This window comes from Microcystis sp. M44BS1 (assembly GCF_020244875.1).
In the GTDB taxonomy this organism is placed as follows: domain Bacteria; phylum Cyanobacteriota; class Cyanobacteriia; order Cyanobacteriales; family Microcystaceae; genus Microcystis; species Microcystis panniformis.
The window spans coordinates 1-24633 of the sequence record NZ_JADBVM010000264.1; the positions used below are offsets into that span (position 1 = coordinate 1).

General features: G+C 40.5%; 14 protein-coding genes and 1 pseudogene. 4 read left to right on the forward strand and 11 right to left on the reverse strand.

Going from position 1 to position 24633, the window contains the following annotated elements:
* The 3 genes from IM515_RS20270 to IM515_RS20280 form a co-directional block, all read left to right on the forward strand.
* The coding region (locus tag IM515_RS20270; protein WP_287628061.1) for a DUF1345 domain-containing protein at nt 1-618 on the forward strand (618 nt) is incomplete at its 5' end.
* Nucleotides 619-1195: 577 nt separating this feature from the next.
* Nucleotides 1196-2896, forward strand: coding sequence for a TolC family protein (locus IM515_RS20275; protein WP_287698156.1), 1701 nt, complete (start codon nt 1196-1198; stop codon nt 2894-2896).
* A gap of 90 nt (nt 2897-2986) precedes the next feature.
* Nucleotides 2987-3898 (forward strand): peptide arginase family protein, encoded by a 912-nt coding sequence (locus tag IM515_RS20280; protein ID WP_190719808.1) that lies wholly within the window; start codon nt 2987-2989, stop codon nt 3896-3898.
* A gap of 24 nt (nt 3899-3922) precedes the next feature.
* Here IM515_RS20280 and IM515_RS20285 read toward each other — a convergent pair whose 3' ends face one another.
* The 11 genes from IM515_RS20285 to IM515_RS20335 all read right to left on the reverse strand — a co-directional run bounded on the left by IM515_RS20285 (nt 3923) and on the right by IM515_RS20335 (nt 23809).
* The gene (locus IM515_RS20285) at nt 3923-7501 is read right to left on the reverse strand and encodes a WD40 domain-containing protein (protein ID WP_287628063.1); all 3579 of its coding nucleotides are present in this window, start codon (nt 7499-7501) and stop codon (nt 3923-3925) included.
* A gap of 369 nt (nt 7502-7870) precedes the next feature.
* Entirely contained in the window at nt 7871-11218 is a 3348-nt protein-coding gene (locus IM515_RS20290; RefSeq protein WP_287628064.1) for a type 2 lanthipeptide synthetase LanM family protein, read from the reverse strand.
* A 40-nt stretch (nt 11219-11258) separates the two neighbouring features.
* Nucleotides 11259-12086 carry a GNAT family N-acetyltransferase gene (locus tag IM515_RS20295; RefSeq protein ID WP_287628065.1) on the reverse strand — a complete coding sequence of 276 codons (828 nt, stop codon included), beginning with the start codon at nt 12084-12086 and terminating at the stop codon, nt 11259-11261.
* Nucleotides 12087-12514: 428 nt separating this feature from the next.
* Nucleotides 12515-12811, reverse strand: coding sequence for a Nif11-like leader peptide family RiPP precursor (locus IM515_RS20300; protein WP_287628066.1), 297 nt, complete (start codon nt 12809-12811; stop codon nt 12515-12517).
* A 164-nt stretch (nt 12812-12975) separates the two neighbouring features.
* Nucleotides 12976-13284: a Nif11-like leader peptide family RiPP precursor gene (locus tag IM515_RS20305; protein ID WP_287628068.1), complete on the reverse strand. Its 309-nt coding sequence runs from the start codon at nt 13282-13284 to the stop codon at nt 12976-12978.
* Nucleotides 13285-13510: 226 nt separating this feature from the next.
* Nucleotides 13511-16462 (reverse strand): NHLP bacteriocin export ABC transporter permease/ATPase subunit, encoded by a 2952-nt coding sequence (locus tag IM515_RS20310; RefSeq protein WP_287628069.1) that lies wholly within the window; start codon nt 16460-16462, stop codon nt 13511-13513.
* A complete protein-coding gene (locus tag IM515_RS20315; protein WP_193958692.1) occupies nt 16449-18686 on the reverse strand; it encodes an NHLP family bacteriocin export ABC transporter peptidase/permease/ATPase subunit in 2238 nt (745 codons plus the stop codon). Before IM515_RS20315 ends, IM515_RS20310 begins: the two co-directional genes overlap by 14 nt.
* Nucleotides 18687-18907: 221 nt before the next feature.
* Nucleotides 18908-20518: an NHLP bacteriocin system secretion protein gene (locus IM515_RS20320; protein WP_287628071.1), complete on the reverse strand. Its 1611-nt coding sequence runs from the start codon at nt 20516-20518 to the stop codon at nt 18908-18910.
* Between the two features lie 55 nt (nt 20519-20573).
* Nucleotides 20574-21683, reverse strand: a complete 1110-nt coding sequence (locus IM515_RS20325) for a cyclic nucleotide-binding domain-containing protein (protein WP_193958690.1) — start codon at nt 21681-21683, stop codon at nt 20574-20576.
* A 65-nt stretch (nt 21684-21748) separates the two neighbouring features.
* Nucleotides 21749-22912, reverse strand: coding sequence for a DUF7005 family protein (locus IM515_RS20330; protein ID WP_193958689.1), 1164 nt, complete (start codon nt 22910-22912; stop codon nt 21749-21751).
* 72 nt (nt 22913-22984) lie between these two features.
* Nucleotides 22985-23809, reverse strand: coding sequence for a MinD/ParA family ATP-binding protein (locus IM515_RS20335; protein ID WP_190717881.1), 825 nt, complete (start codon nt 23807-23809; stop codon nt 22985-22987).
* A 626-nt stretch (nt 23810-24435) separates the two neighbouring features.
* On the opposite strand from IM515_RS20335, the pseudogene IM515_RS20340 reads away from it, so the two are divergent.
* Nucleotides 24436-24633: pseudogene (locus IM515_RS20340) on the forward strand (DUF1345 domain-containing protein); the annotation flags it as partial.

Here is a 24633-nt window from a genome sequence, read left to right on the forward strand (position 1 = left end):
TTCACGCTGACAGTGGCAATTTTCGTTTATTTAATCACGGGAGAATTTTACCAGGAATTGCGGTTTCTCTTGGCTTACGATCTAGCGATACTAAGTTATTTGAGTGTTTTAGCAGTGCAAATGTCCAAAGCGACTGCGGAAGATACCTTTCGCTTGTCTCAACAGCAAGAACCCAAGAGTATTAGCACTTTATTTGCTGTGCTGCTATTTTCTGGTATGGGGTTAATTGCTCTTTCTTTATTGCTCAACAACTCGAAGCAATGGACTCCCTTGTTGACGAATTTGCACATGGGATTATCCCTATTAGCAATCTTTTTGTCCTGGACTCTGGTACATACTTTTTTTGCTCTGTATTATGCCAGACTCTACTACGATGAACTATCCGCAGAAGATTCATCCGCTTACCGCAAAGGTTTAGACTTTCCCAATCAAGAACTGGTGGATTATTGGGATTTCATGTATTATTCTTTTACCATTGCCATGTGTTACCAAACATCGGACGTATCCGTTGAAAGCGTTGCCATGCGACGCATGACACTCTTTCATTCCATCCTCTCTTTTATCTTAGTAGCAGTAGTTATCGGTTTAGTGGTAAACATAATTTCTAATCTCATTTAATTGCGTCTGAGAATTATCTGGTTTTTCCTCTGTTTCCATCTCTTGATTCGGCAGGTAATGATTCGGTAGTAGTAGAAATTTGGTATAAGACCAAAAGCTGGGCGTAAGTCCGTCTTGAGGCAATCCCCCGTGAAATAAGCTAAACGGCGCTTAACCTGCATGATCCAATAGCTATAACTCTTTTGGAGTCTATATCGGTGATCCGAAGTAAAAGCCGTTTAGCTTAGGAAGCTCTCAAGGACATTGAGAGTAGTTCACTATCAACTCTTAAGGCTGATGCGTTTCATTTTTGAATTGGCGCATGATATAATATCTGTTGAAAAACCAAAACAACTAACTAAAAACGATGCTAAGAGAAATTTTAGTCAACTCTTCAATATTGATCTTGAGTTTGACAGAGGTAGAATTGGCGGAAGCAAATCCTGTACAAACAAGTTTTTCAAACCAATTTCCAGATGTATATTCACTTAAAAATAGCAGCAGAAAAACTAACTTTGAACCAAAATTATTGCAGCAAAAAAAAAATTATCTTGAGACAAACTCGAAAAAAATTAGTAATGATATTGTAGAAATTCCAATGGAGAAACAAAATCAGAGTTTTCCCTCCGAGCTAAATTCCAACCCTAACCCCTTGCTTTTGCCAACTGAACAAGACATAAAGCAAAGTCAAGAACATTTAATAGCCATTACTTTAGAACAAGCAATCAAACTAGCAAAGCGGAACAATCAGCAATTAAAAATAGCCATCCTCCAATTAGAGTCAAGTCGTGCCGGGTTAGCAGAAGCTATGGCTGCTCTGTATCCTAATTTATCATTTTCTACAACAGCAACGCGGGTTTTATCGGCTAGTGGTGAACTTGCCGCTCAGGCAAACGAAAAACAGCAAATCGCCACCCTCAATGGTTTTGAAACACAGCTACAAAATAGCCAAGGACTTGTTAATTTTCTGCAAGGGCGGGTTAATGCCAAGCAAGAGGAATTAGACCAAATTAACAACATTATTGTACCCTCTCCCCCCACCGATATAGCTCCCGATTTAGCGCAACAAATAGAAGCTCTAAGTCCTTTTTTTGTCCCGCAATCAGCCCTGACTCAATTAGCCGGACAGACCCAAATCCAAAAAAGCATTGAGCTAGAATTTTTAACGAGGGATTTGCAACAAGCTCAAACTTCATTGCAGTCACAGCAGAATCAGATTGCATCGACACGACAAAGTATTTCCCAAATTAGTAATTTTGTCACGACAACAGTAGATGGAAAACTATCATTATCTTATAAAATCTATTCTCCTGGCAGACAGGCTAACATTAACTCGGCTAAAGAAACCCTAAGAATTAATGAATTGGAAGTGACGAGGATAGAAGATCAATTAATCCTAGATGTAGCTCTTGCTTATTACGATTTACAACAGGCTGATGCTCAGGTGTTGATTTTCCAGAACGATGTCAATGACCGAAGCAAAAGACTTGAAAGCATCGAATTAATGCTCAATGTTGGTTTAGCTACTAAGTTGGATTTACTCAATGCTCAAGTCGATTTAGATAATGCCATTCAGGAACTGCGTAATAATCAGGCAATCCAAAAAACAACCAGTCGAAATTTAGCAACTATCTTGAATTTGCCTGCTTCGATAACCCCGACATCGGCTGATCCCGTCAGTCAAACTGGAGTATGGCAGTTGCCTTTAGATGAAACTATCCTCTTAGCTTTTAAAAACCGCGTGGAGCTAGAGCAAAGATTAGCCCAACGTCAACGCAGTGGTGCCGAGCAACAGTTAGCCTTAGCTGCTATCAGACCAAGCCTCAGTCTTTTTGCTGAATATAATGTATTATCCCTTGCCACTGAAGATCCCAATCCCTTTACCCCAAAGGGAACTGAGGATGGTTATGCTTTCGGTTTAAACTTTAACTGGCTTTTTTTTGACGGGGGAGCCGCAACCTCTAGAGCGAAACAAGCCGCCACAGGGATGGCAATCGCCGAGCAGCAGTATTCGGAAACAGCGAATAACATTCGCCTAGAAGTAGAAAGGGCCTATTATCAGCTACAACCCCAATTAAGGAATATTGAGACGGCTACTCAAAGTATCAAGCGAGCGGAAGAGGCACTTCAAGCAGCCGAAATCCGTTTTGATCTTGGGGTTAATACCCAAACGGAAGTACTCGATGCACGAAATCGTTTAGTTCGGGCTCAGAACAATTTAATCAATGCTATTATTACTTATAATCGTTCATTTGCTCAACTACAACGAGCCGCTGGCTTCAGACGTGGGAAAAATTAGCTGAAGAAACCTGAACTTTTCTGTCTTGACACAGACCGTTATTTTAGCTAATCTGTCAACTGAATAATTATCTAATTACAGGAGAAATCTATGTCAGCTATTCCCTTGTTAATCATGGAAGAACACCACGAAGCATTTTTTATTTGGAACTATGCTGTCTTAAACGGATGGATTCCGCCCAACAAAAACCTTTTACTTCATGTTGATGAACATTCGGACTTTGGTACGCCTAATCTATCCCACTCTCTTAACTCACTCAATGGTGACTTAGAAAATATTTATAACTTTACTTATACAGAATTGGGAATTGCAGATTTTATTATTCCCAGTATTTATCAGGGTATTTTTAATGAACTTTACTGGTTAAGACAAACCCATAATACTGAACAAACCGAGGTCATGAATCACGTTTTTTCCTTAAATGCGGAAGGAAAAATTTTATTTGTAACCGAAGATGTCAACAAGGCGGGACTCTTTAATCTCGATAGAAAACCTTTAAAAAATAAATTAATCACGACGACAGATTCCCTTGTCAATCAAGAAAAAACTGTAGTTGTGGATATCGATCTAGACTATTTTTCTTGCGATAACCAAGCGGGAGAAGTTTGGGAAATAGAAGTGAGTAAAGAAACCTATGAATCTTTCTTAAATAACCCCTATGATCCGACTCGGATTAAGCTAGGTGGAACCGCTAAGATGAAAGAGAAAAATGGTAAATCTTACTTTTATATGCAGCGGCCTATTATGGAATCTGTTCTCGAAAAAGACCGAGCATTAAAAGTTTCACAAGCAGAAATTCTTGAAAGAATCGAGAAGTTTAGCACCTTTCTCATTGAGAATAAAATCCAGCCTAAATTAATTGATATTTGTCGTTCGAGATTTAGTGGATATACCCCAGGCGATCAATGGCAATTTATTGAATCTAATTTGATCAAAAAACTACAGGATATCTATCCAGTAGAAGTAAAATCTATCCAAGATATTTTATCGATTAAAACTTAGCAACTTTGCCACTCATAAACACTGTCAATCGCTCGCTCCTAAAAATTTTAGGGTATTTTTTTGAGCTTCGGTCAATCCCTGAACCATAGCAATACTCATCCCTTCATAGGGGCGTTCAGTTCTGATCGTCTTACAACATCGACCCGTTTTCAGATCCCAAAGCTTAATCGTTTCATCTTGTCCCCCACTAGCAAGCAATTGTCCATCAGGGCTAAAAGCAACCGATAAAACCCACTTTTCATGGCCTGTTAAGGTGGCAAGGTCTCGACCTGAAGGCATATCCCAAAGCTTAATGGTCTGATCACAACTACCACTTGCTAAAATGTCGCCTTGAGGATTAAACGCAATGGTCTGAATCCAACTATCGTGACCTTGAAGGGTTGCCAAACACTTGCCGCTTTGGACATTCCATAGTTTAATCTTAGAATCACAAGAACCACTGCCGATCAAATTCCCCTCTGGGCTAAAAGCCACCGCCAAAACCCAGCTACCGTGTCCCGTAAAAGTAGTCAAACATTCCCCGGTTTCAACCCCCCACAATTTTACTGTTTTGTCTTCACTACCACTAAGGAGAGTAAGTCCATCAGGACTGAACTGGATCGACCATAAACAGCCCGTGTGACCCCGTAACGTTTTTCGACAATGACCTGTAGTAATATCCCAAAGTTTAATCGTTGCATCACCACTACAACTAGCTAGGGTCAAACCATCTGGGCTAAATGTAATCGTCCGAATCCAGCGAGTATGTCCCAATAAAGTTTTTAGACACTGGCCAGTTTTAGTGTCCCATAATCTAACACTATAATCACTGCTCCCGGTGGCTAACAAAGTTCCATCTGGACTGTAAGCGATCGAACTGACCCACCCTTTATGTCCTTCTAGCTTCGACCATCGGCCCGTCTCAATTTTCCATAGTCTAACAGTTCGTGTTTCACTACTAGCAAGTGTCTTGCCATCAGGACTAAAGGCTACTGATTGAATCCAACTACCATATCCTTGCCAAGTTTTCCAACATTGGCCTGTGTTAACCTCCCAAAACCTGATGGCTCGATCTTCGCCCCCACTTACTAAAATAGTACCGTCTGAACTAAATAGCACTGAAGTTAGGCGATTATTATGACCATGGAAGGTTTTGAGACATTTCCCTTCTTCTAAATCCCAGATTCTAATGGTGTGATCTCCTCCCCCACTGGCCAAGAGGTTTCCTTGAGGATTAAAAGCCACTGAACGTATTCGCTCCGTATGACCTTCAAGTGTAAAGATACACTGGCCTTGGTTAATCTCCCAAATTTTGACGGTGCGGTCGCCACTACCACTGGCTAAACGCTGACCATCTGGACTAAACGCGACAGAGCGAACCCATTGGCGATGTCCGCTAAATGTTTGCAAACACCGACCCGTTTCTCTATCCCACAACTTCACAGTACGGTCTTCGCTACCGCTAACAATCATTTTACCGTTTTTACTAAAAGCGATTGACCAAACAGTGTTTTCATGTCCGTTCAGAGTTTGTAAACATTCTCCGGTAGCCACACTTCGGAGACTAATACTATAGTCATTGCTACCACTAGCTAAGATTTTTCCGTCGGGGCTGAAAGCAACCGTATAGACGCGATGATTATTTTCTAAAAAGGTGTATAAACAACTGCCATCCTCAACAGACCATAATTTCACCGTCTGATCGCTACTAGCACTGCTGAGCATTTTGCCATCTGGACTGAAGGCAACTGCGTGAACCCATTCTGTATGCCCTTTACAACTCAATAAAAGTTGATTATCTGCCACTTGCCAGAAATGAATCTCCCCGTTGACATCTCCTGTGGCAAGAATTTGTCCATCAGGACTTAAGGCAATTGATAAAATACTGGTTATTTGTTTGGCAAATACGCATTTACTCAAATCGGAATACGCCAAATTAACTTGATGTAAATGGGTATCTTGAAGATAACTAGACCACAGGGTAAGATGGGAGAAGTCATAACCAGTTAGATCGATATTAAGATAACCAAAAATATTAATAATATTACCAGCTAAATATCCAAGTTTTTGAGGATTATGTTCTTGCCAAGTGCGGAGGATTTCTTTGAATCGCTCAGTAAGTTTTTCTTCAGTCTGATAAATAGATAATAGGTTTTCAACGAGAGGTTTTATTGTTAATCTGATCTGGAATTTTCTGATATTTTCTTTTCCTTGAATATTGAGAAGAGCATAGCGATTAAGAAGATTAATTTCTGCCGTTTCTATCTCCCTAGTGATCTGATTGATCAATCGATAAATTAAATACTCTCTAATGGACGGATGTAAGGAGAACTTATTTTGATATTTTTCAATTAGACATCTCTGAGTTAAGGATTTTAATGTTATGAGTAAATTTTGGTGAGAAATACTGGGAAAAATTTCTGCTTTTAAAGCATCGATCAGTAAAGACTCTTGATTTAAAGCTATACGGTAAAGAATATTTTGCTCTAAATCAGATAATCTAATAAACTGTTCCTCAAATAAATTTGATATTTCATCAACAAAAAAAGTTTCTTCTTGCAAGAAACTACTAATATTACAATTAAATAAATCTTTGATAATTCCACAAACTAATTTAAGAATGAGAGGATTTCCACCATATTTTTCAATCAACATGAGGGAGTCAGATTGAGATTGACTGTCGCAGCCTTTTAGCTGAATTAACTTAAGACTAGCTGGGACACTTAATCCGTTTAACTCTAAAGAGCGAACTGGCAAAGTTTCCCCTTGCATTAAAGAAACTTCTTTTTGTTTTTCTCTACTGGTAATTACTAAAGTGCTTTGGTGGGAACTCTCCCCTATTCGTTTGAAGAAATTTTCATATTCTTGAAAACCATCTTGATAAGATCCTACCTGAACTCCACTGGACATAATTGATTCACAATTATCTAAAATGACCAGACAGCGTTGTTGTCTGAAATGCTCAATTAATAGGGAAATTTGGTCATCAACACTTACTAAAACTTTGTTTTCTTGATCTTGATCGATAATTGACAAAATATCAAGTAGAAGTTTTCTCATTGACATAACTTGACTCAAGGAACGCCAAATAACCCAATCAAAATCGCCCTGAATTTCCTTGGCTAACTGAATTGAGAGATAGGTTTTCCCAATTCCGGCTATTCCGAACAGTGCAACTAAACGAACTCGTTCCCCAATAATCCATTGTTTAAGGGTAGCAATTTCTTCTTGACGATCATAAAATACCGAGATTTCTGGGGCTTCACCCCAATCTTGCCCTAATTTTGGCTGCGATAGGGGATAAGTCGGTAAAATTGGCTTGTCCGAGTCTTTAATTGGGGTAATATCAAGGAATTTAGCCTTATGTCTTTCTAAAACAGATCGAAAATTGTTTTTTTTGACTTTTTCTCCACAGGCTTCAGACAGACGATTCCATAGTTTAGGGCCCACATCTTGTTTGAGGTAATTGGGCGAATATTTGTAAGTCTTAGCAATTTCTTCATAGGAAAGCCGATTTTCAGTCCACGATGCCTGAAAAATTAACCGTTCAAGATCGCTCAAATGTTGGCCAGATCGCTGAAAAATTAAGTTCTCAGCCAAACCCAAGGCTTCTTCAAGATTCATAAGCTATTGCCCCTTAGAAAAGAAGCCAGTTTTTCTAGTGTCCTAGTTAAATGATACTGAAAAAATCTTGACCATACAATAAGTATAAATACTTAGCCTCTTGCACCACATATATTACGCGCTCAATCTTTATGCAAAAAATCTGGCAACCATAAGCCGATTAATATTACCAAGCCAATGATGACTAAGGCAACACTATAGGTGATCGCTTCATTAGAATTAAAGTTAGTCGGCATGATGAATTTAATTCCCCCCTATTAAGATAGACTGCTCACTCCCAAAGTAATACAGAAGGTTAGGTGATCGCTTCATTAGAATTAAAGTTAGTCGGCATGATGAATTTAATTCCCCCCTATTAAGATAGACTGCTCACTCCCAAAGTAATACAGAAGGTAAAGACTCAGGATGAGCCAGACGCAGAAATTGGTAGCCAATACCAGACAAACCCTGAAAGAAACAGGGATTAAACACGGATGTCGGCAAATCAGCAAATAGTTCATATTTGCCTGTTTGAGAAGCTCGATTGACGACTCGACTTGCTAATTCTTGAGCCGCACTGTACCATTGCGGATGAGAAAGTTTATGTGCAGCGACCCACATAACTTCACAGCGACCTAAATTGCCACAGCACAAATGATCCACTTGCTGCAAGGGAGTCTCTTGGGTTGTCTTGAGAGCCGCTTCAATATTAGCCAGAATTTCGTCAGTTTTATAGCTAGATAAACCGCCTAAACGTCCTAAACCAATACCAGGAGCTCCATAGCACCAAGTTGACCAAAACACTGGTGCAGCAGAAGGCTCCTCAGTGGGGATGATTTGACGCCAATTCCCAAATTCTTGAAGAAATTTGCTATTTTCATAGGCGATCGCCTGTTGTGCGCCCCTTGAATAAGCCTGGTCTTGAGTCACCTCATAGAGTCGTAAAAGTGCATAGGCAATTCCGGCGGCCCCATGAGAGAAGCCAGTCAATGGTTTATAGGTATCTGATTTCTCGTTATAGCGCAAATCACAAAATTTCAGCAGATGTTGACCACAGGCTTGAGCCTTATCCAAAACAAAATTTGTCCCCGTATCCTGATAAAGAGCTAAAAGGGATAAAACTGTCCCAGCAGCACCCTTAACTATATCGAAATTAGTATCTTTATCAATAATCTCTTGGCTCATAAATTGAGCAACTTTTTGTGCTTCTTGAGAGAGATGGGGTAAATCGAGAAATTGTCGGATTTTGACGAGACAATAAATAATCGCCCCCAGTCCTACGCCGCCGCCGATGCCAAAGTTATCGGCAAAAATTTTGATTGCCTCAGCATCCGCATTTTGTAAGAAGCTTTCTAAAGATTGAAGAGACTTAAGGCTTAAATTCTCAAATTTACTATCACCTGTCACACGAGCTAAGGCGGCAAAAAAGACAGCAACACCGCAATTGCCATCATAGAAACTTTCTCCCAAAGGTTGTAGCTGAAATCTCTCTGCTTTCGGAACAAAAGCTAAACTAATCCAAGAAAGACTACCATCAGAACCAATAATTCCCTGGTCTTCGATTTCTTGAGCAATCTCTATTGCTTTGGTAACAAACTGGTCGTCAGTCAACAGAGTCTTAGTAATTTCTTCCTGATTTTTAGACTCAATTTTGCTTCTTTCTGAGGAGAAACTTCCAGTAATTTTTGACTGAAAGGCCAACTGAATAATTCTAGATTGTTGAGCTAAGTCAGTTTCATTCATCCGTTTTAATCGTTGTTCAACTTGATTAAAACATGATCCTTTAAAATACTCCGGTATAGTCTGTTCACCACCTAAGTTGAGGTCATCGCTTACCGTAGCAGCACTAAAATAGGGAACATCTCCTAAGGAGATGGCTTGAAGTTCCATCTCTAGAATAGGCCAAGCTTGAGGTTGATTTTGGTTATTGAGAAAAGCCCGGCTCAAGATATCTGCTTCAATACTCCACTCTAGTCCATGTTTGAGAAATTCTGCCCCTCGCGTCTTATTGAGAACAGCCCCATAAACTTTGGTGGAACGGAACAGAAATCTGACTACCTGTGTCTGGAATGGCGATAAAGGTCCATTTGCTGCTAATAGGTTTTCCTTCTGTTCAATCAAGAAACGGTATACTTGTTCGAAGCCTGTAATCAATTCTTTTAGATAATCATTCGGGTAAAGTGGCTGTGAATTAAGCATAGGAACATTAGCTTGCAGAGGTCTATCTATTTTCTCCTGTGCTAAATACATATCGTCGGTGTTGATCGATTTCCAGACAGGAAATGGTACCGGCATAGGTTGAATATCAATACTACCCAATCCACTAACATCATAAGCGACAGAAGTGTCGATATTAAACTCCCAAGTCGGTAACAATGCCGTGCGTAAGACTGAATCAGACAATTGATTCATCGCTGCTTCTCCGGCTGTTTCATCTTCCGAATCTTCCATCCATTTAGCTTCATGGTGCATGATTGTTTCTAGATCAATCATCACCAGTTGATCGCCGTAGGCAATTAAATTCTCGTGGTGAAAATCATTTGCTCCTAGAAAATATAACAAACATAACAATCTTCCCGCCTGTAAATAAAAACGTTTAGCAGCGGCGGTATCTTGACAAGGTTTTTGTTCAATGTATTCGCTCCATCCATAGGTTTGTTTATCTAAAATCCGAAGAATTTTCAGGGGAGATTGTGCAGAACTTTCTAAGTTTTCTAATTGTTGATTTAACCAAGATAAAAGTTGGTTAAAAGCTATGTCAACCCCTATTTTTTTCGGTTTATAAACTAACTTTAGCCCCGAGGCAAAAGTTAGCACGATCACAGAACGTCCTTGATGATGAAGATCAGACAAGTCCGGCTTAATTTCTTTAATTTTTCCTAGCTGATTTTCTGATATTTTAGAATCAATCGAATCATTTATCTGGGAAAATTCTCCCTTAATTTCTAATAAATCATTTTCCAGTCTTTCTAGAAATTCTGCCGTTGACTCAACCCAAAAATCAATAGTGGTTGCAATAAACCTACCTAATACGGGATATTTTTGAAAAAAACCCAAGAATCCATCTGATAATAATTTATCAACAAAAGCTAGATATTTTTTGTTACCTGATGTAGTTTTATTGTTCGGAATTATTAAATTGAGCAAGTTTTTCCCGAGGGGACGAGAATGAGAAAACTCAAAATCTAAAGTTTTTACTAAAAGATAAAAAAGTCTTTGGTAAAGACCATCTTCTAGACTTAGATAAGCAGATTCCTCCAATCGTTTTAAAGGCAAATTTTCGTCAGATAATGATTCTACTCCTAAGCGAGCAAGAAGTTTTTGTCTTCCAACCAGAACCAAAGGTAAAAAAACATCTTCAAAGGGTTTAGGATCATTAGGATCTCTAGGAAACGATTTGAGATTTTCTTGGTTTAATTGTGCAACTGTTTCTATAATCTCAGCTAGGGTTAAAGCCCAACTGGGTAAGGAATGAGTTTCAGGTTCTAATTCTGTGCCAAGTACTCGCAAAACTGTATCGCACGACCAACCATTCCACTCCAGACGTTTGTAAAATTTATCCCAATCTCCAGAGGCACTGACTTTACACCAATGATTGAAACGAGTATTTGCTATCTCTTCATTAAATGGGCTTGAGATAGTCGATGTTGTTTGATGACTGAGACGTTCAGAAATAAACGTAGCTTGACTGACGATCTTAGCTAATTCGGGTTTTAAATCAGATGGGTTGGCGCTCACAAAAAAAGCCTCCTTCTTTTAATTTTCATCAGATAACTTACTATAACACTTTAGAAACACCTCTAGACTCTTTAATTGACATCATATAGCTTGCCATTCGCCGTTTAACAAAACTCAACATGGCTGGATTATCCTTGGCTACTGTCCACATTCCGTAGGGGATATGGCTACTATACTGGATTTTAATCGACTCGGCTAACAAAGGAATGCCACGCCCGACCTTTTGTAGCTCTTTCTTGACAAAAAAGCTACTGTAGCGGATTGTATCTGGTGCAAGACGATGGGTTATCATCCAGCCGATGACTTCTTTTTGATAACGAAGTCCTAAACTGTTGAGTGGCTCGATTTTGTCTTCCTCTAAAAAAGGTGAAAGAACTTCTGGATACCACGCCTGAGTATTTTGTTTTTCTAAAATGCTACTTCGTTCTACTTCCGTTAAATCAGACCAAGGAAAGATTGTAAAACCAGCAGGTAAACTATATTTGTGTACCCAGGATGCTTGAATCATCTGCGCTGGCATCGCTTTACAAATTAACACCCGTAACTCTGGCGGTGTCCAACCTTCTTTTCTCAGTATATGTTCTAAAGCCGGAGTTGTCGTTTGGTCGCTTGTATAAACTAATTCAACATACCGACAACCTCGTTGCTTAAACACCTGCTCTAAATGCGCGAGTAAGGCTGTGCCAATCCCCTGACAACGATAGGGGGATTCAACAAAGATGGAGAGGATGATAGCTGCTTCTTCTTCAGGGTACAGCCTAGCCAGACCTAAGCCAACTGGTTTTTGCTCAACACTTGCGCCAATGGCAATAATAGAGTCATCAAACTGCACACTTTGTAAAGCAGGTTGATAAGAGGGAAAGGTCATTGCCAAATATTGAAGCCAAGCCAACCCCTTCAATTCAGTTAATGAATAATTAACCATTCTGTTGCATACAATGTTAATCTTCGATCTGATAAAAATTAAAAGCGGATTTGGTATTATACCATTTTTCTTTATTCTTGGCAGGTATCTTACCCCCCCTTGCCCCCCCGACATCGGGGGGGTGGGGGGTTAGGGGTGAGGGCGATTAACCATCTCTGCCATTACTTATGAAAAATGGTATTAGACCAATAAGGGAAACCTCGATTAAATGTACCTATTGCCAAGAAAGCACCAAAAGTGTTGATCTTTTTCAGCAAGGTATTTTTCGAGGTTTCCAGAAAGCTGATTTTAACAAGTAGCATCTGTAAGATTGCTAACAATGATACAGACGGGAGCATCTCATTTATGCTGGACGTGGCTCTACTTCACATTTATATCACATTTGCATTTGCATTCGTGCGTCCACAAATGATTAGCGTGTTGTTACATAGGCGACCGCGACCGCCAGCTACAGCTTCTAACTCTTGTTCACTCAGTTCCACATCTCCCTTCTTGGTGTTAAGAAACTCATTAGCTTCGTCAAGAGTGAAGTTGCAGCCATTCTCTTGTCCTAGTCTGACGGCGGTTTCGACAAAGCTGTCGCGATCTTCAGCCGCGCCTAACATAGCTTGAAGCTCTTCGCTATTGCGCGCAATTTCATAAAATCTTTCGACATCTGGTTGACTCATGACTGTGTTCTCCTTGCTCCCCTACAGAAACGCTACTTTGAAAAGCGGATTTGGTATTACCCTAATAAGGGAAACCTCGATTAACTGTACCTATTGCCAAGAAAGCACCAAAAGTGTTGATCTTTTTCAGCAAGGTATTTTTCGAGGTTTCCAGAAACCGGATTCTAACAAGTAGCAACCCAGCAGTTGCGGCTAACAATGATACAAACAGTGAGTCGCGTCCCTAAGTTACAAGGGCGGCGGCGACCACCAGCTACAGCTTCTAACTCTTGTTCGCTCAGTTCCGCATCTCCCTTCTTGGTGTTAAGAAACTCATTAGCTTCGTCAAGAGTGAAGTTGCAGCCATTTTCTTGTCCTAGTCTGACGGCGGTTTCGACAAAGCTGTCGCGATCTTCGGCTGCGCCTAACATAGCTTGAAGCTCTTCGCTATTGCGAGCAATTTCATAAAATCTTTCGACATCTGGTTGACTCATGACTGTGTTCTCCTTAAGTCTGTGGGTGATTCAATCTTTTCTTGATTCACACTGACAATAGTAACCTCGGTCAAAAGGCTTGCCAATCGGGAAAAGTTCAGATAAATTCAGGACTCTAACAATCAAAGAACTCAGAGAAAGTCATGTAAAGTGAGTAGCGAGGGTCTTCACCTCGACATTTTTAGATAAATCACGCCGTGAGGATGAGGAGGTAGAGTGCTTTCGTTCAATCCAACTGTCTGGCTACCAATCTGGCAAATAATCCTTCTTGACTAACCAATTGGTCAAATGTCCCGATTTGAACTATGCGCCCACCTTCAACTACATAAATTCTATCAGCATTGTGAATGGTACTCAGACGATGGGCAATGACGACGCGAGTAGCTTTCAACCTATCTAAGCTTTCTGTAATGATCAATTGGGTTTGATTATCTAAAGCGCTGGTAGCTTCATCCATCAAAATAATTTTGGGTTTCATTACCAAGGCCCGCGCAATCAAAAGCCTTTGTTTTTGCCCACCGGAAAGGTTAGTTCCCCCCTCGCTAATTACAGTATGCATTCCCATGGGCATTTGTTTGATATCTTCTGAAAAACCCGCCATTTGTGCAGCTTCCCAAGCTTCTTCCAAGCTAACCAAAGCCCCTGCTGTAATATTGTCAAATAGCGATCCGGCAGAAATACGAACATTCTGGAGAACAACGCCCAATTGCCGTCGAACTGCTTGAATGTTCAAGCCAGCTAAATCCTGTCCATCATAATAAATCGTGCCGCTGAGAGCCGTTTCAAAGCCTAACAATAAACGAAAAATAGTAGATTTTCCACTGCCACTCGGTCCAACGATCGCCACAAATTCCCCAGGTTCAATGGAAATGCTCACATCTTCTAGAATCAATGGCCCATCTTCTCGATAGCGAAAGGTGACATGACTTAAAGTTATCTGTCCTGTTAAACGACCCGGATCTGCTTTAGTAGGATCTGACTCAGGGGCAGATGTTAAAATTGGCTGAATTCTCTCCCATAAAGGAACAATCCCCAAAATATCAGTTAAGGTATTGCTCAAATCTGTTGTCCCCCCTAAAAAAGTGCCAAAGGCCGAATTAAAGGCGAGAAATCCTCCTACCGTCAGTTTAGCCGTAGCGGCTGCCCCCTGAGCTTCACCCATTTGAATAAAGAGAATTGCAAACCAGAATATCCATACTGAACTGATTAAGGAAAGGGCTTCATTAAAAACCGTTACACTGTCATCAAGGCGCTTGATGCTGGCTTGCAATTTGATTCTTTGACTATATTGTTTTGCCCAAGCAGCAAAAGCTCTTTGTTCGGCGGCAGCAACGCGGAGTTTAGCCACCCCATTAATCAGTTCTACTGTTAACCCAGTAATTTGACCATCAATGTTTTCTTGTAATCGTTGTTTTTGAATAATCTGTTTACTCGATACGAAGGTGATTAGGGCAACGAGAATAGATAAACCGATGGCAATAAAAGTTAAGGGAACACTATAAACAAACATCAAGGCGAGGTTAATTAGAGAAAATACAGCACTCAACAACGTGCGTTGCGTTGCTCCACTCAATTCTCGGCGAATTTGACTGATTCCCATCAGACGATTTAATAAGTCACCGGAGGCATATTTGCGAAAAAAGCTGGGGCTAAGTTTGAGGAGTCGCTCCCACACCGCAGGCTGTAAATTACTATCGGCTACATTTTCTATCCGTATGGTTATAATTCCTTGGGCTAAACCAAAGATAGATTTACCAAAGGCTGCCGCAATTAAAGCTAAACCCAGTTGTCCCAAGAGAAGGCGATCGCTATCAGGAATAGCATTATTGATTAAAATTGCCGTTGCTTGTGGCGTAACCATTCCCAGGAGGCTACCTACTAATCCAAGTAAGATGAGCCAGAGTAGATCTTGCTGATGACCTTTAATGCCAAAATAGAAAATTTCCCAGACATTTTTCAGTAATATCGGCAAAGGCCGATAAAACATATAGGCATCGGGAGCTAGGTTAGCGGCCACTGTAGCCGTCACCGGAATGCGTTGATGGGATTCGGGAATAAACAAGACATAGTGATGCTTTTCGTCGGGCAATAAAGCGACTGGACTTTGATTGCTACCTAGGTAAGCTAATAGCGCTCCATAGTTTCCCTTCCACCAATTATGAACTAGATGCACTCGGCGAGTGGAGAATTGGGAGGCTCGAGAGATTGCCTCTAGGGGATCTTTGACTCGATGGATGTCTTCTGAACGAGCCGGGGGTAAAACCTTAATTCCTAAACTTCGTCCGACTGCTCCGGCGGCTATCAGTAGGGGGGAGCTAAGTGGCCAAAGGTCAGCTTTTTGGGGTTGCAAAACGGACATCAACTCTCCCATAGAGCTTTGCAGGGCCCTACGGTTAAGTTGTTCTCTTTGCTGAAAGCGGCTAAATTCATTTTCTGTTTCCAGTTCTTTGACCAGGCTAAAGTAGTAGAGGCAATAGCGGTGTACCTGAGCCAAACTTTTTGGTAAATCTTCTAGGTTTTCTAAGTCTTCCGTCAGACAGGTATAAACTTCAGTTGTTGTTTCTGCGGCTAAACATAGATCTGAAGCCAAAGGAATCATGGGTGAACCTGCTTCTAGTTTCAAGGCTTCACAGCCCATCCAACACATACTACCCTGATTTACTTTTATCCAAAGAATATTTTTTTCCTCTTCTCTTTTGGCAAGAAGCATCAATCCCTGGCCGGACAGCAAGGATAAAAAATGTGTATCTTGAATATAAATTCTCTCGGCTGGTAAGGAAAAAGGGCTAGGTTTTTGAGCGAGCCATTGACTAATATGGTTCAGCCAGCCTTGTAAAAGCATTCGGGCGGCTGAATCGCCATGACTGATTTGCTCAGCTAAATCTCTCAACGTCAGTTTTTCCAAGATCGCTTCTTCGAGAGCGATCGCTAAAATTCCCCATTGTTGTTCTGGGGAAATGCCTCTGACTAATTCTGAACCAAAAAGAGCTTCCCCGGCTTGAATGGTAAACATATAGGAGCGAGTCTTGGTAAGCTGAGATGCTTCCAGTTGCAGTGCAAATAGGAGTAGCGCTCCTGAACGCACCACCCAGACTGTGTCCGGCCAATCTAACAGGAGAGATTCATTGCTATGGAGTTGAGTAAATTTTGGCTCTTGCTCTAAATTAGACTTGCTCATTGACGTTATCCTTTGTTCTTTCTGTACTAATTAAACGAGTATAGATTCCCTCTTGAGAGCGCAATTGTTCATGATTTCCCCGTTGTACCACTTTCCCCTTATCTAAAACAATAATTTCGTCACAGTCTCGAATAGTACTGAGTCGATGAGCGACAAGAATACAAGAACAACCTCTACGCCGCAGATTGCGATCGATGATCAACTCAGTTTCTGCGTCTAAAGCACTTGTCGCCTCATCTAAGACCAGCAAAGCTGGATTTCTCACCAATGCCCTAGCGATTTCTAATCTTTGGCGTTGTCCGCCACTCAAGTTCATTCCTCCCTCACTTAATTGGCTGTTATAGCCACCTGGAAGGTTAAGAATCAGTTCATGAATAGCTGCATCTTGACAAGCTTTAAATAAATCAGCATCGGGAACCGTTGAATCCCAAAGGGTTAGATTTTCCTTGATCGTTCCTGCGAATAAAAATATCTCCTGTTCTACCATAGCTAAAGAATTAGCGAGGATAGATCGAGGAATTTGGCTTCGCTCGATACCATCTAAAAGGATTTCCCCTGACCAAATTGGATAGAGTCCTGTGATCAATTTAGCCACCGTTGATTTCCCTGATCCACTGCCCCCCACTAGGGCGATTCTTTGTCCGGGTTGTAAAGTAATACTCAAGTTTTCAATGAGTGGGGGATCAAAGCGACTGTAGCCGAAAGTTAGATTTTGCAACTCTAATTTTCCAGATAAACGAAAAGAGATTCTATTAACTGTAACTGAGGCAGCCGCATCTTCTGATTGGGCAGATTTTGCTATGGGATCGATGGGGTTTTCTAACACATCATCCAGACGCATTAGGTCGGATTCTAAGTCTTGTAAAGTGCTACCAAAATTGACTAAATCATTAATCGGCTTGAGAAATTCATTAGTCAGAGATTGATAAGCGACTAACATACCAATACTGAGGCTACCCGCCATCACCCGCCAGCCTCCAATCAAGAGGATTAAGCTGGTAGCAAGGGCTGTCAATAGTGCAGGTAAAGCATTGAGAATCTGGGTAGCCAACGCTAACTGCTGTTGAGAGTTAAGGCTTTTAGTGTAATAGCCAGCAAATTTTGTAAATAAATCTGATTCTAACCCACTTGCTTTTACGGTTTCGATCGATTGAATTCCCCCAATAGCAACGCCGAAAACTTTGCCAATTTCTTGAGAAACTCTGATGTTGGTATCAATGCGATTGCGAGATAAAGTCTGTAATGCTAAGAAATTTAAGGCGGCAAAAATAATAGTAATTACTGTCAGTACCCAATCATAGAAAGCCATTAACAAAGCATAAAAGACAACCATAAAGGTATCAATAACGGTTGTGGCTAGTTTTCCTGAGAGGATGGTTGCTATATGGTCGTTGAGTTGAGCTCGACTACTAATTTCCCCCGCATAGCGTTGGGCATAAAATCCGATGGGTAAACGCAGTGTATGCCAAAGAAACTGTCCTGACATTGAGACAGAGAGCTTGATCAACAATCGTCGTAAGTAGAGGAGACGTAAACGAGCTAAAAGTCCTTGTAATACGGTAGTGATTAACATTCCCAAAATTAGAGGACGAAGCCATTCGTAGCGGTTTTCTATGAGCAAATCGTCCGTAAAAACTTGAGTAAAAGCAGGTATGGCTAGACGTGGGATTGTTAGCAACAATCCCGCTAATAGGCAAAACAAAAGAGCTTGCTGAGAGGTTTGTAAGCGAGATGTTAAAGTTTCGAGAATATTCTTTTTTTTGCCTCCCTTCTTAAATTGTGTCCCCGGCTGCATCACCAAGACCACACCTGTATAACCCGAATCAAATTCCTGGGCTGAGATAGTTCTCGGACCGACAGCCGGATCGTTAAGATAGACTTTATCTCCTTGTATTCCTTCAACGACCAGAAAGTGATCAAACTGCCAAAAGACAATATAGGGAGGTTGCAATTCTTTAACCGAGTCGAGAGATTTTCTAAACCCTTTGGCTTCTAGTCCATACAGTCGGGCTGCTTTGAGGACATTAGAGGCTTTAGTGCCATCTCGAGACACACCGCATTCTCGACGCAGTTCGGTTAAAGGGACGATTTTGCCATAATAACCTAGAATAATCCCCAAGGCCGCTGCTCCACATTCAACAGCCTCCATTTGTAACAGGGTGGGAGTACGGGTACGCCGCTGCTTGTGGAATCGTAACAATTGAGTCTTTAACTGGCTGAGCATCTTTTTATTTAATTAGGGTTTGCGGCAAAAAGTTTTTCGTGGGGGCAGGGTGTGGGGTGTGGGGTGTGGGGTTTTACCAGTTTTGAGGTGGCCAATTACCTAATTTTCAGGGAAAAAGTGCCTAAATGTTTGCCCCGATCACTCCAATGATTGGCACTTTTTGATTGACAAAAGGTCTAAAAGTCTTACCCAACAAGGTTTTTAGATTTATTCAGCCAGCCCTAATTAAGACCTGTCAAAGAACGGAGAATCGGAATAACATAGCTGATCGGTCTTCTTTCTCCCACTTGAATCTGGATTTGTGCGGTTGTCCCACCCGATAGTTCAAGAACAGGACCTTTTGATGAAGACCACTTGTAGCCATTGTTAATGTTGTTTGAATCCCTTTCAAGCTCAGCAATCACTTGAATGCGGGGTTGCTGCCCGCTCAAGCTCTGAGCTAATTCAGGATTGCCGACTATAGTAGCGATATCCTCAGTTGTTACGGAAAAAGGGGAAACTTCAGTCACTTTTCCCAAAATTCCCCCATAACGTTCCCGTTTAATCATACTGGGTGTTATTTGAACTTGCATACCCTTCTGAATTTGTTTGCCATCTTTATCGGGAAAATAGGCAATAGCGACTAAAGGGCTATCTGGTTTTTTAGTGGCAAGGGAAGCAATCCTGCTGCCTGCATTTATCACCTGACCGCTAACAATATTTACTTCTAATACTTTTCCTTCGTAGGGACTCAAAATTTCACTTTTATCTAAGATGGATTTTTGCAGTTCAGCAATACCTCGCTTCACTTCAGCAATATTGTTGGTTTTATCGATTAATGATTCTTTTTCCTGTTGATTAAGTTTGGCTTCTTCAACTTGAATTCCCTGGATTTTTATTTTGAAATCATCGATCATATTAAGACTTTGTCGATACTCACGTTCCACATTAAGTATTTTTACATCCGTATCTTTGATTTGATTTTCTAGATCCCTAACGCGATCACGATTTTGTAGTTTTTTCTCTTGGGTATTCGCCCGATCTAATCTAATTTGTTTCAATTGGGTTTCTATTTCTGATTTTTGAGTGAGAGAGCTATAATAATCTCTTTCTGCTGTTAGATATACATCTTCAGTAATTAAATTTTTATCTAAAAGATTTTTTATATTCACACTTCTTTGTTTGAGCTTGGGTAGCAATTCTTCATATTGTTGAATTTGACTTCTTAAACTATTTTCTTTGGCTTGAATAGCTTGGAAGGTTTTTTCTTCAACGTCTTGGGCTATTTGGGGAAATTCATCTAAAATGTTTTGGTAGTTTTTTCGCAGATTAACCAGAGAATCAAGATTTTTTTGGCGTAGATCCAAGGAAATTTTTTCTCGTTGTAAGCTCCGCTCTAAATTCATTCTCTGTGCAATTAGATTTTGTTTTTCTAGAGCAATTCGCTCTTTTTGTAACTCCGTTGTCTGCCGATTTTGTCCTTGCAGTTGAGCCAATTTTTCTTGTTGTTGCTGAAGTTGTTTCTTGAGAGCAGATTGGTCAACTGTTGCAATTATTTGATTTTTCTTAAGGATGGAATTGGGTTTAATATATATTTCTAAAACTTGACCTTGAGTTGAAGACTGTAGCTGAACTAATCGTCGTGGTTGAATTAATACACCTGTACCACTAATGTTAAGGGGAATTTTTCCTAAAATGCTCCAGATTAATGTAGCCACTATCAAGGCTCCTATCGTTGTCAAAGACAACCAAGCCCTAGGATTAACTACTTCCATGAGTTCGTCAAGTCGCTCTGGAGATGAGAGTTTTTCTAGAGATTCCTGACGAAATAAACCGTCTTTTGGCTCTGGCATAATCTTGTCCTAAATATAAATTGTGAGGAAATGAAATACTAATTAATGTCTAAGTTTAATTTGCCTTCAACTTTAATCGTTTTAGCATCCAATCAAGTCTCGCCCCCCCTAGGGTGAGATTATCCATGCTGGCTACATCGATCTCATCTTCATATACTCTATCCTCTGAGAGACTTTGCCCGACTTTATACTCAGTTCTGCCATAGCCTAGGCGACTACTCAGGTTCTGTAACCTCTGAGATAAAAGCATAAGAACAACTCGATAGAAGCGAGCAGCCATTCCTACATCTTGTTCTAGTTTGAGCAGAAATTTTTGTCGAGGTATTTTTAAAACGGTGCAATTTTCTAAAGCTACATAGGTCAAAAAAGAAAGATGTGTGTCAAGAATGGCCAACTCTCCTACGAGATTACCTTTGGCCATCTGTGCAATTTCTCGCTGCAGCAATTCTTGGGTTTCTTGATCATTCTCAAGGGCTGCAAAAATATTACTCAAAGGGTTTTTTCTTTCTTCAGAAACCAATACAGAAATCGTTCCTTGGGTGATAAAATAAAGGTTTTCTACAGGTCGTCCAGCCGAAATTATAATTTCACCGGCTTTCAATTCTTCTAATTGACCTGAAGATATCATCCAGTCAACATCACTATCACTAAGTTCTCCAAAAATCAGAGGGACATCTTGTAAGGGAGGAATTTGTCCAATTTTATCAGTCAAAAAAAGTTGAACTAGGTAATTAAAACGGTCTAGAAGCAATATAGCACTAGCGCGATAAAACCGTGCAGCAAAACCTAGATCTTGCTCTAGTTTGTCTCGTAATTGCTTAGCAGGTACGACCAAAACCAAGACGTTATCTAGGGATTTGACGGTAGTAATTGAGGGGCTAGTTTCAGAAAAAGATATTTCTCCAAACATTTCTCCCGTCTCAAAACGAGTAATTTCTTGCATTAATTCTTGCTCTTCTTCTAAGGCTGCAAAAACCCGATCCATGCGGTTTGGGTTTTTAGTCATTGTAGCCACAAGAACCCCTTGAAGAATGATATAAAAGTTATTGACTGGATGATGTTGCTCAACCAATACAGTTTGCGCTGGAATTTGCTGACGATTTCCATGGGTTTTTAGCCATTGAAAATCACTATTATTTAGTTGTTGGAGTAGTACGTTTTTCATAGGGTAACTCAACCATTAACATTCATTTTAGTTTAGCATATCTTTATTTTGTCGACAACTAGCGATTAAATCCCTACTCCTACCTCTCGGATTTCCTCCATAGCTCTATTCAGGAGTCCCATAGCCTGAGTTGAAGCTAATTCCTCAAGTCGAAGGCTGGTCAAAGCGTACAACAGTGCGGTTTCTTGTACTGAATTCCTTGGCTGTTTTATGTATTGCTGCTCAAATCGGGCTAGATTTTCTGCGGCTGTTTTAAGTAATTTCTGTAAAATTTTAAACGCTCCTGGGGATAAAGCTGGATTCCCTTTATAGTTTTCTAGTCTACCGCCTGAACGATATGCAGGAAAGGATTCTAATCCGACAAAGTGCAAAAACCAATCGACATTGTAATATCCTAGAGCCGCCACGATACCCCGATAATCTGCAATTAATTCATCATATAGATTATTCTGCATTGAATCGAACCACCGCCGCGTAATATAGTGGGTACATTCATGTTCTAAGCGAATTTTCAAGGATAGTTCTAGCCACTGACTCTCTGTGAGTCCTAATTGCTGAGCACTTACATTGCTATAGTTGCCTGTACTTAAGATAATGAATCGATCTTGATACAATTCTTTTTTGAGAATAAGGTGTTGGAATTCCAACTGCCAATCAGTCTCATCACAACGGTGGGGATTGCGATCTATCCATTGTGCTTTATACTGGCGTATTCTCTCCCAGTTATTATAGTTTCCCACCATACAAGCTCCCATTGACTCCGGTACGAGATAGGGTTCATTGCCTTTTGTCAGTGCTTGAACTAAAGTTATAAAGTCATTGCGATCATCCGCAATAATGACAGGAATCGACCCCGCTAGGGTTTCATAAAGGATCAGGGATAATCGCTCCGGTTGGTTGAAAGTTAAGCCCGTTTTTAACGACATCCCTTCTTCTAACTTACCTTGCCGGGTAGCTTGGCGATAATCTGGCGTTTGACTGATGCCTTGCTTAATGGGAAACTGAAACTGAACTAAATGAGCTTTAAGGACTGCATACACGCCAATCTGGTGAGATTCAGTCATGTATTGTCGCCAAACCTCTAGGTGAGGCTCAGATTCTTTGGGCAAAGTTTTCCGATGATAAACATGACTAAATTTATTTTGATTGTAAGCCAGCAGTTCTTGAATTTCCTCGACACTAGCACCAGAGTCAGCTAACACCCTGCTAGAGAATTCTAAAGAATTCATAGATAGTTGTGGCGATCGCCTTTTACTCATAAAAATTCTCCCTTATTTTAGCACCAGGTTACTTATTCCACGCTAAACACACTCCATTATAAAAGGTTTAAGATCGCAGCTATCATTCGGAGCATAGTCAGAATCTTGTTGATCTATTTGTTCTGCTATCTGTTTTAACACTAGAGAAATTGGGTGGTTTGGGTATTTCAGAACAAAAAGACCTTTGCTTGCCAGTTGGAGCATATCAGAAGCATCCGGCATCATCCCGACAATAGGTATTTTATGAGTAGATTCAATTTGTTGACGAAGTTCGCCAAAATTATATCTGTCTACAATTTTGTTGACAACTAGAAATAACTTCGGAACTTTAAGACGACTGGCTACATCTAGGGTGACAGCAGTACCTCGGAGATCTTGCTCATCAGGGGTAAGAAACAGTAAAACAATATTGGAAATAGTTAAAGATAGCAAAGTTTCTCTATTGAGTCCAGGATGGGTATCCAAAAACAAATAGTCAAGCTGGAGTAATTGAATTAATTCTTCTATACCTTCCAATAACAACTCTGTATTAAATCCCTGCCGTAAAATTCGAGAAATATCGCTCACTTGGACACTCGCAGGAACCAGATAAATTAGATTCTTTTCAGTTTTTTGTTCTCCTAGTACTGAGGTAACATCGTAAGCTGATTCATTGATTTTACATTTCTGCCAAAGAAAGTCATTCAAGGTGTATTTAATATGCTTATCTTGTAGTTCAAAGAGAATATGAATACCAGGAGAGGGGAGATCTGTATCGACAATGGCAACCCGTTTACCCTGACAGGCAAGAATGGCCGCGAGATTAGCTGTAGCGTTGGACTTACCCGTACCACCTCGATACGAGTGAATGGAAATGATTTTAGACATAATACTCAGCGTGAGAAGGGTATCTCGAAAAATTGATAGCCCAGACGTTATAATCATACAATAATTAAGGATAGCGAGGCAAGCGAACGGGGGCTAATACTAGGGTAATCTCACACAATTCTTAACATTTTTGGCTTTTCGGGACTTGGTATGGTTCGATCTGGGGGCATAAATCGACTAAATCCTTATCTGGCAAGAGATTTAATTGATTAGTTCGCTCCAAATCGCAAACAATTGACAAAAATTGCGGCAATGTCTCTCTCTATAAGGGTTTCATTCCTTATAACCCCGTCCATTGCATAACAAAAACCGAAGAACCGCGTTTTTCTAAGATAACTCGACCGACCCAACTGCAACAAAAAGCGTTAGATTTATTGGGAGTTTCCCTGATTTGTACCCAGTAACGAGGCGCTGGAAATTCTCTTAATCCCTTCTACAGCACAGGTTATGGCTTTTTGTCAACGGGGAAGTCCAGGTATAAATTGCCAATTCGATCGAGAATTTTTACCCGAAGGGAAGAGAGGGGCCAGTTTACTGCCCTCACCGGAGAATTGACTGCTAGGCTATCCTGAGAAACCCATGCCGTTTCAACTAAACTAGATCTGTGAAAATCAAGGCTCTTAAAAATGACCGCCAAGCAAAAAATGATTTTTCGGCTGACTTCTCCCATCAACCGGTTTCTCTTCACGCTGACAGTGGCAATTTTCGTTTATTTAATCACGGGAGAATTTTACCAGGAATTGCGGTTTCTCTTGGCTTACGATCTAGCGATACTAAGTTATTTGAGTGTTTTAGCAGTGCAAATGTCCAAAGCGACTGCGGAA

What these genes read in the sequence shown, in the direction of transcription:
- IM515_RS20275 (WP_287698156.1), top strand. Translation starts at nt 1,196, where the DNA reads ATGGAGAAACAAAATCAGAGTTTTCCCTCCGAGCTAAATTCCAACCCT.
- IM515_RS20280 (WP_190719808.1), top strand. Translation starts at nt 2,987, where the DNA reads ATGTCAGCTATTCCCTTGTTAATCATGGAAGAACACCACGAAGCATTT.
- IM515_RS20285 (WP_287628063.1), bottom strand. Translation starts at nt 7,501, where the DNA reads ATGAATCTTGAAGAAGCCTTGGGTTTGGCTGAGAACTTAATTTTTCAG.
- IM515_RS20295 (WP_287628065.1), bottom strand. Translation starts at nt 12,086, where the DNA reads ATGACCTTTCCCTCTTATCAACCTGCTTTACAAAGTGTGCAGTTTGAT.
- IM515_RS20300 (WP_287628066.1), bottom strand. Translation starts at nt 12,811, where the DNA reads ATGAGTCAACCAGATGTCGAAAGATTTTATGAAATTGCGCGCAATAGC.
- IM515_RS20305 (WP_287628068.1), bottom strand. Translation starts at nt 13,284, where the DNA reads ATGAGTCAACCAGATGTCGAAAGATTTTATGAAATTGCTCGCAATAGC.
- IM515_RS20310 (WP_287628069.1), bottom strand. Translation starts at nt 16,462, where the DNA reads ATGAGCAAGTCTAATTTAGAGCAAGAGCCAAAATTTACTCAACTCCAT.
- IM515_RS20315 (WP_193958692.1), bottom strand. Translation starts at nt 18,686, where the DNA reads ATGCTCAGCCAGTTAAAGACTCAATTGTTACGATTCCACAAGCAGCGG.
- IM515_RS20320 (WP_287628071.1), bottom strand. Translation starts at nt 20,518, where the DNA reads ATGCCAGAGCCAAAAGACGGTTTATTTCGTCAGGAATCTCTAGAAAAA.
- IM515_RS20325 (WP_193958690.1), bottom strand. Translation starts at nt 21,683, where the DNA reads ATGAAAAACGTACTACTCCAACAACTAAATAATAGTGATTTTCAATGG.
- IM515_RS20330 (WP_193958689.1), bottom strand. Translation starts at nt 22,912, where the DNA reads ATGAATTCTTTAGAATTCTCTAGCAGGGTGTTAGCTGACTCTGGTGCT.
- IM515_RS20335 (WP_190717881.1), bottom strand. Translation starts at nt 23,809, where the DNA reads ATGTCTAAAATCATTTCCATTCACTCGTATCGAGGTGGTACGGGTAAG.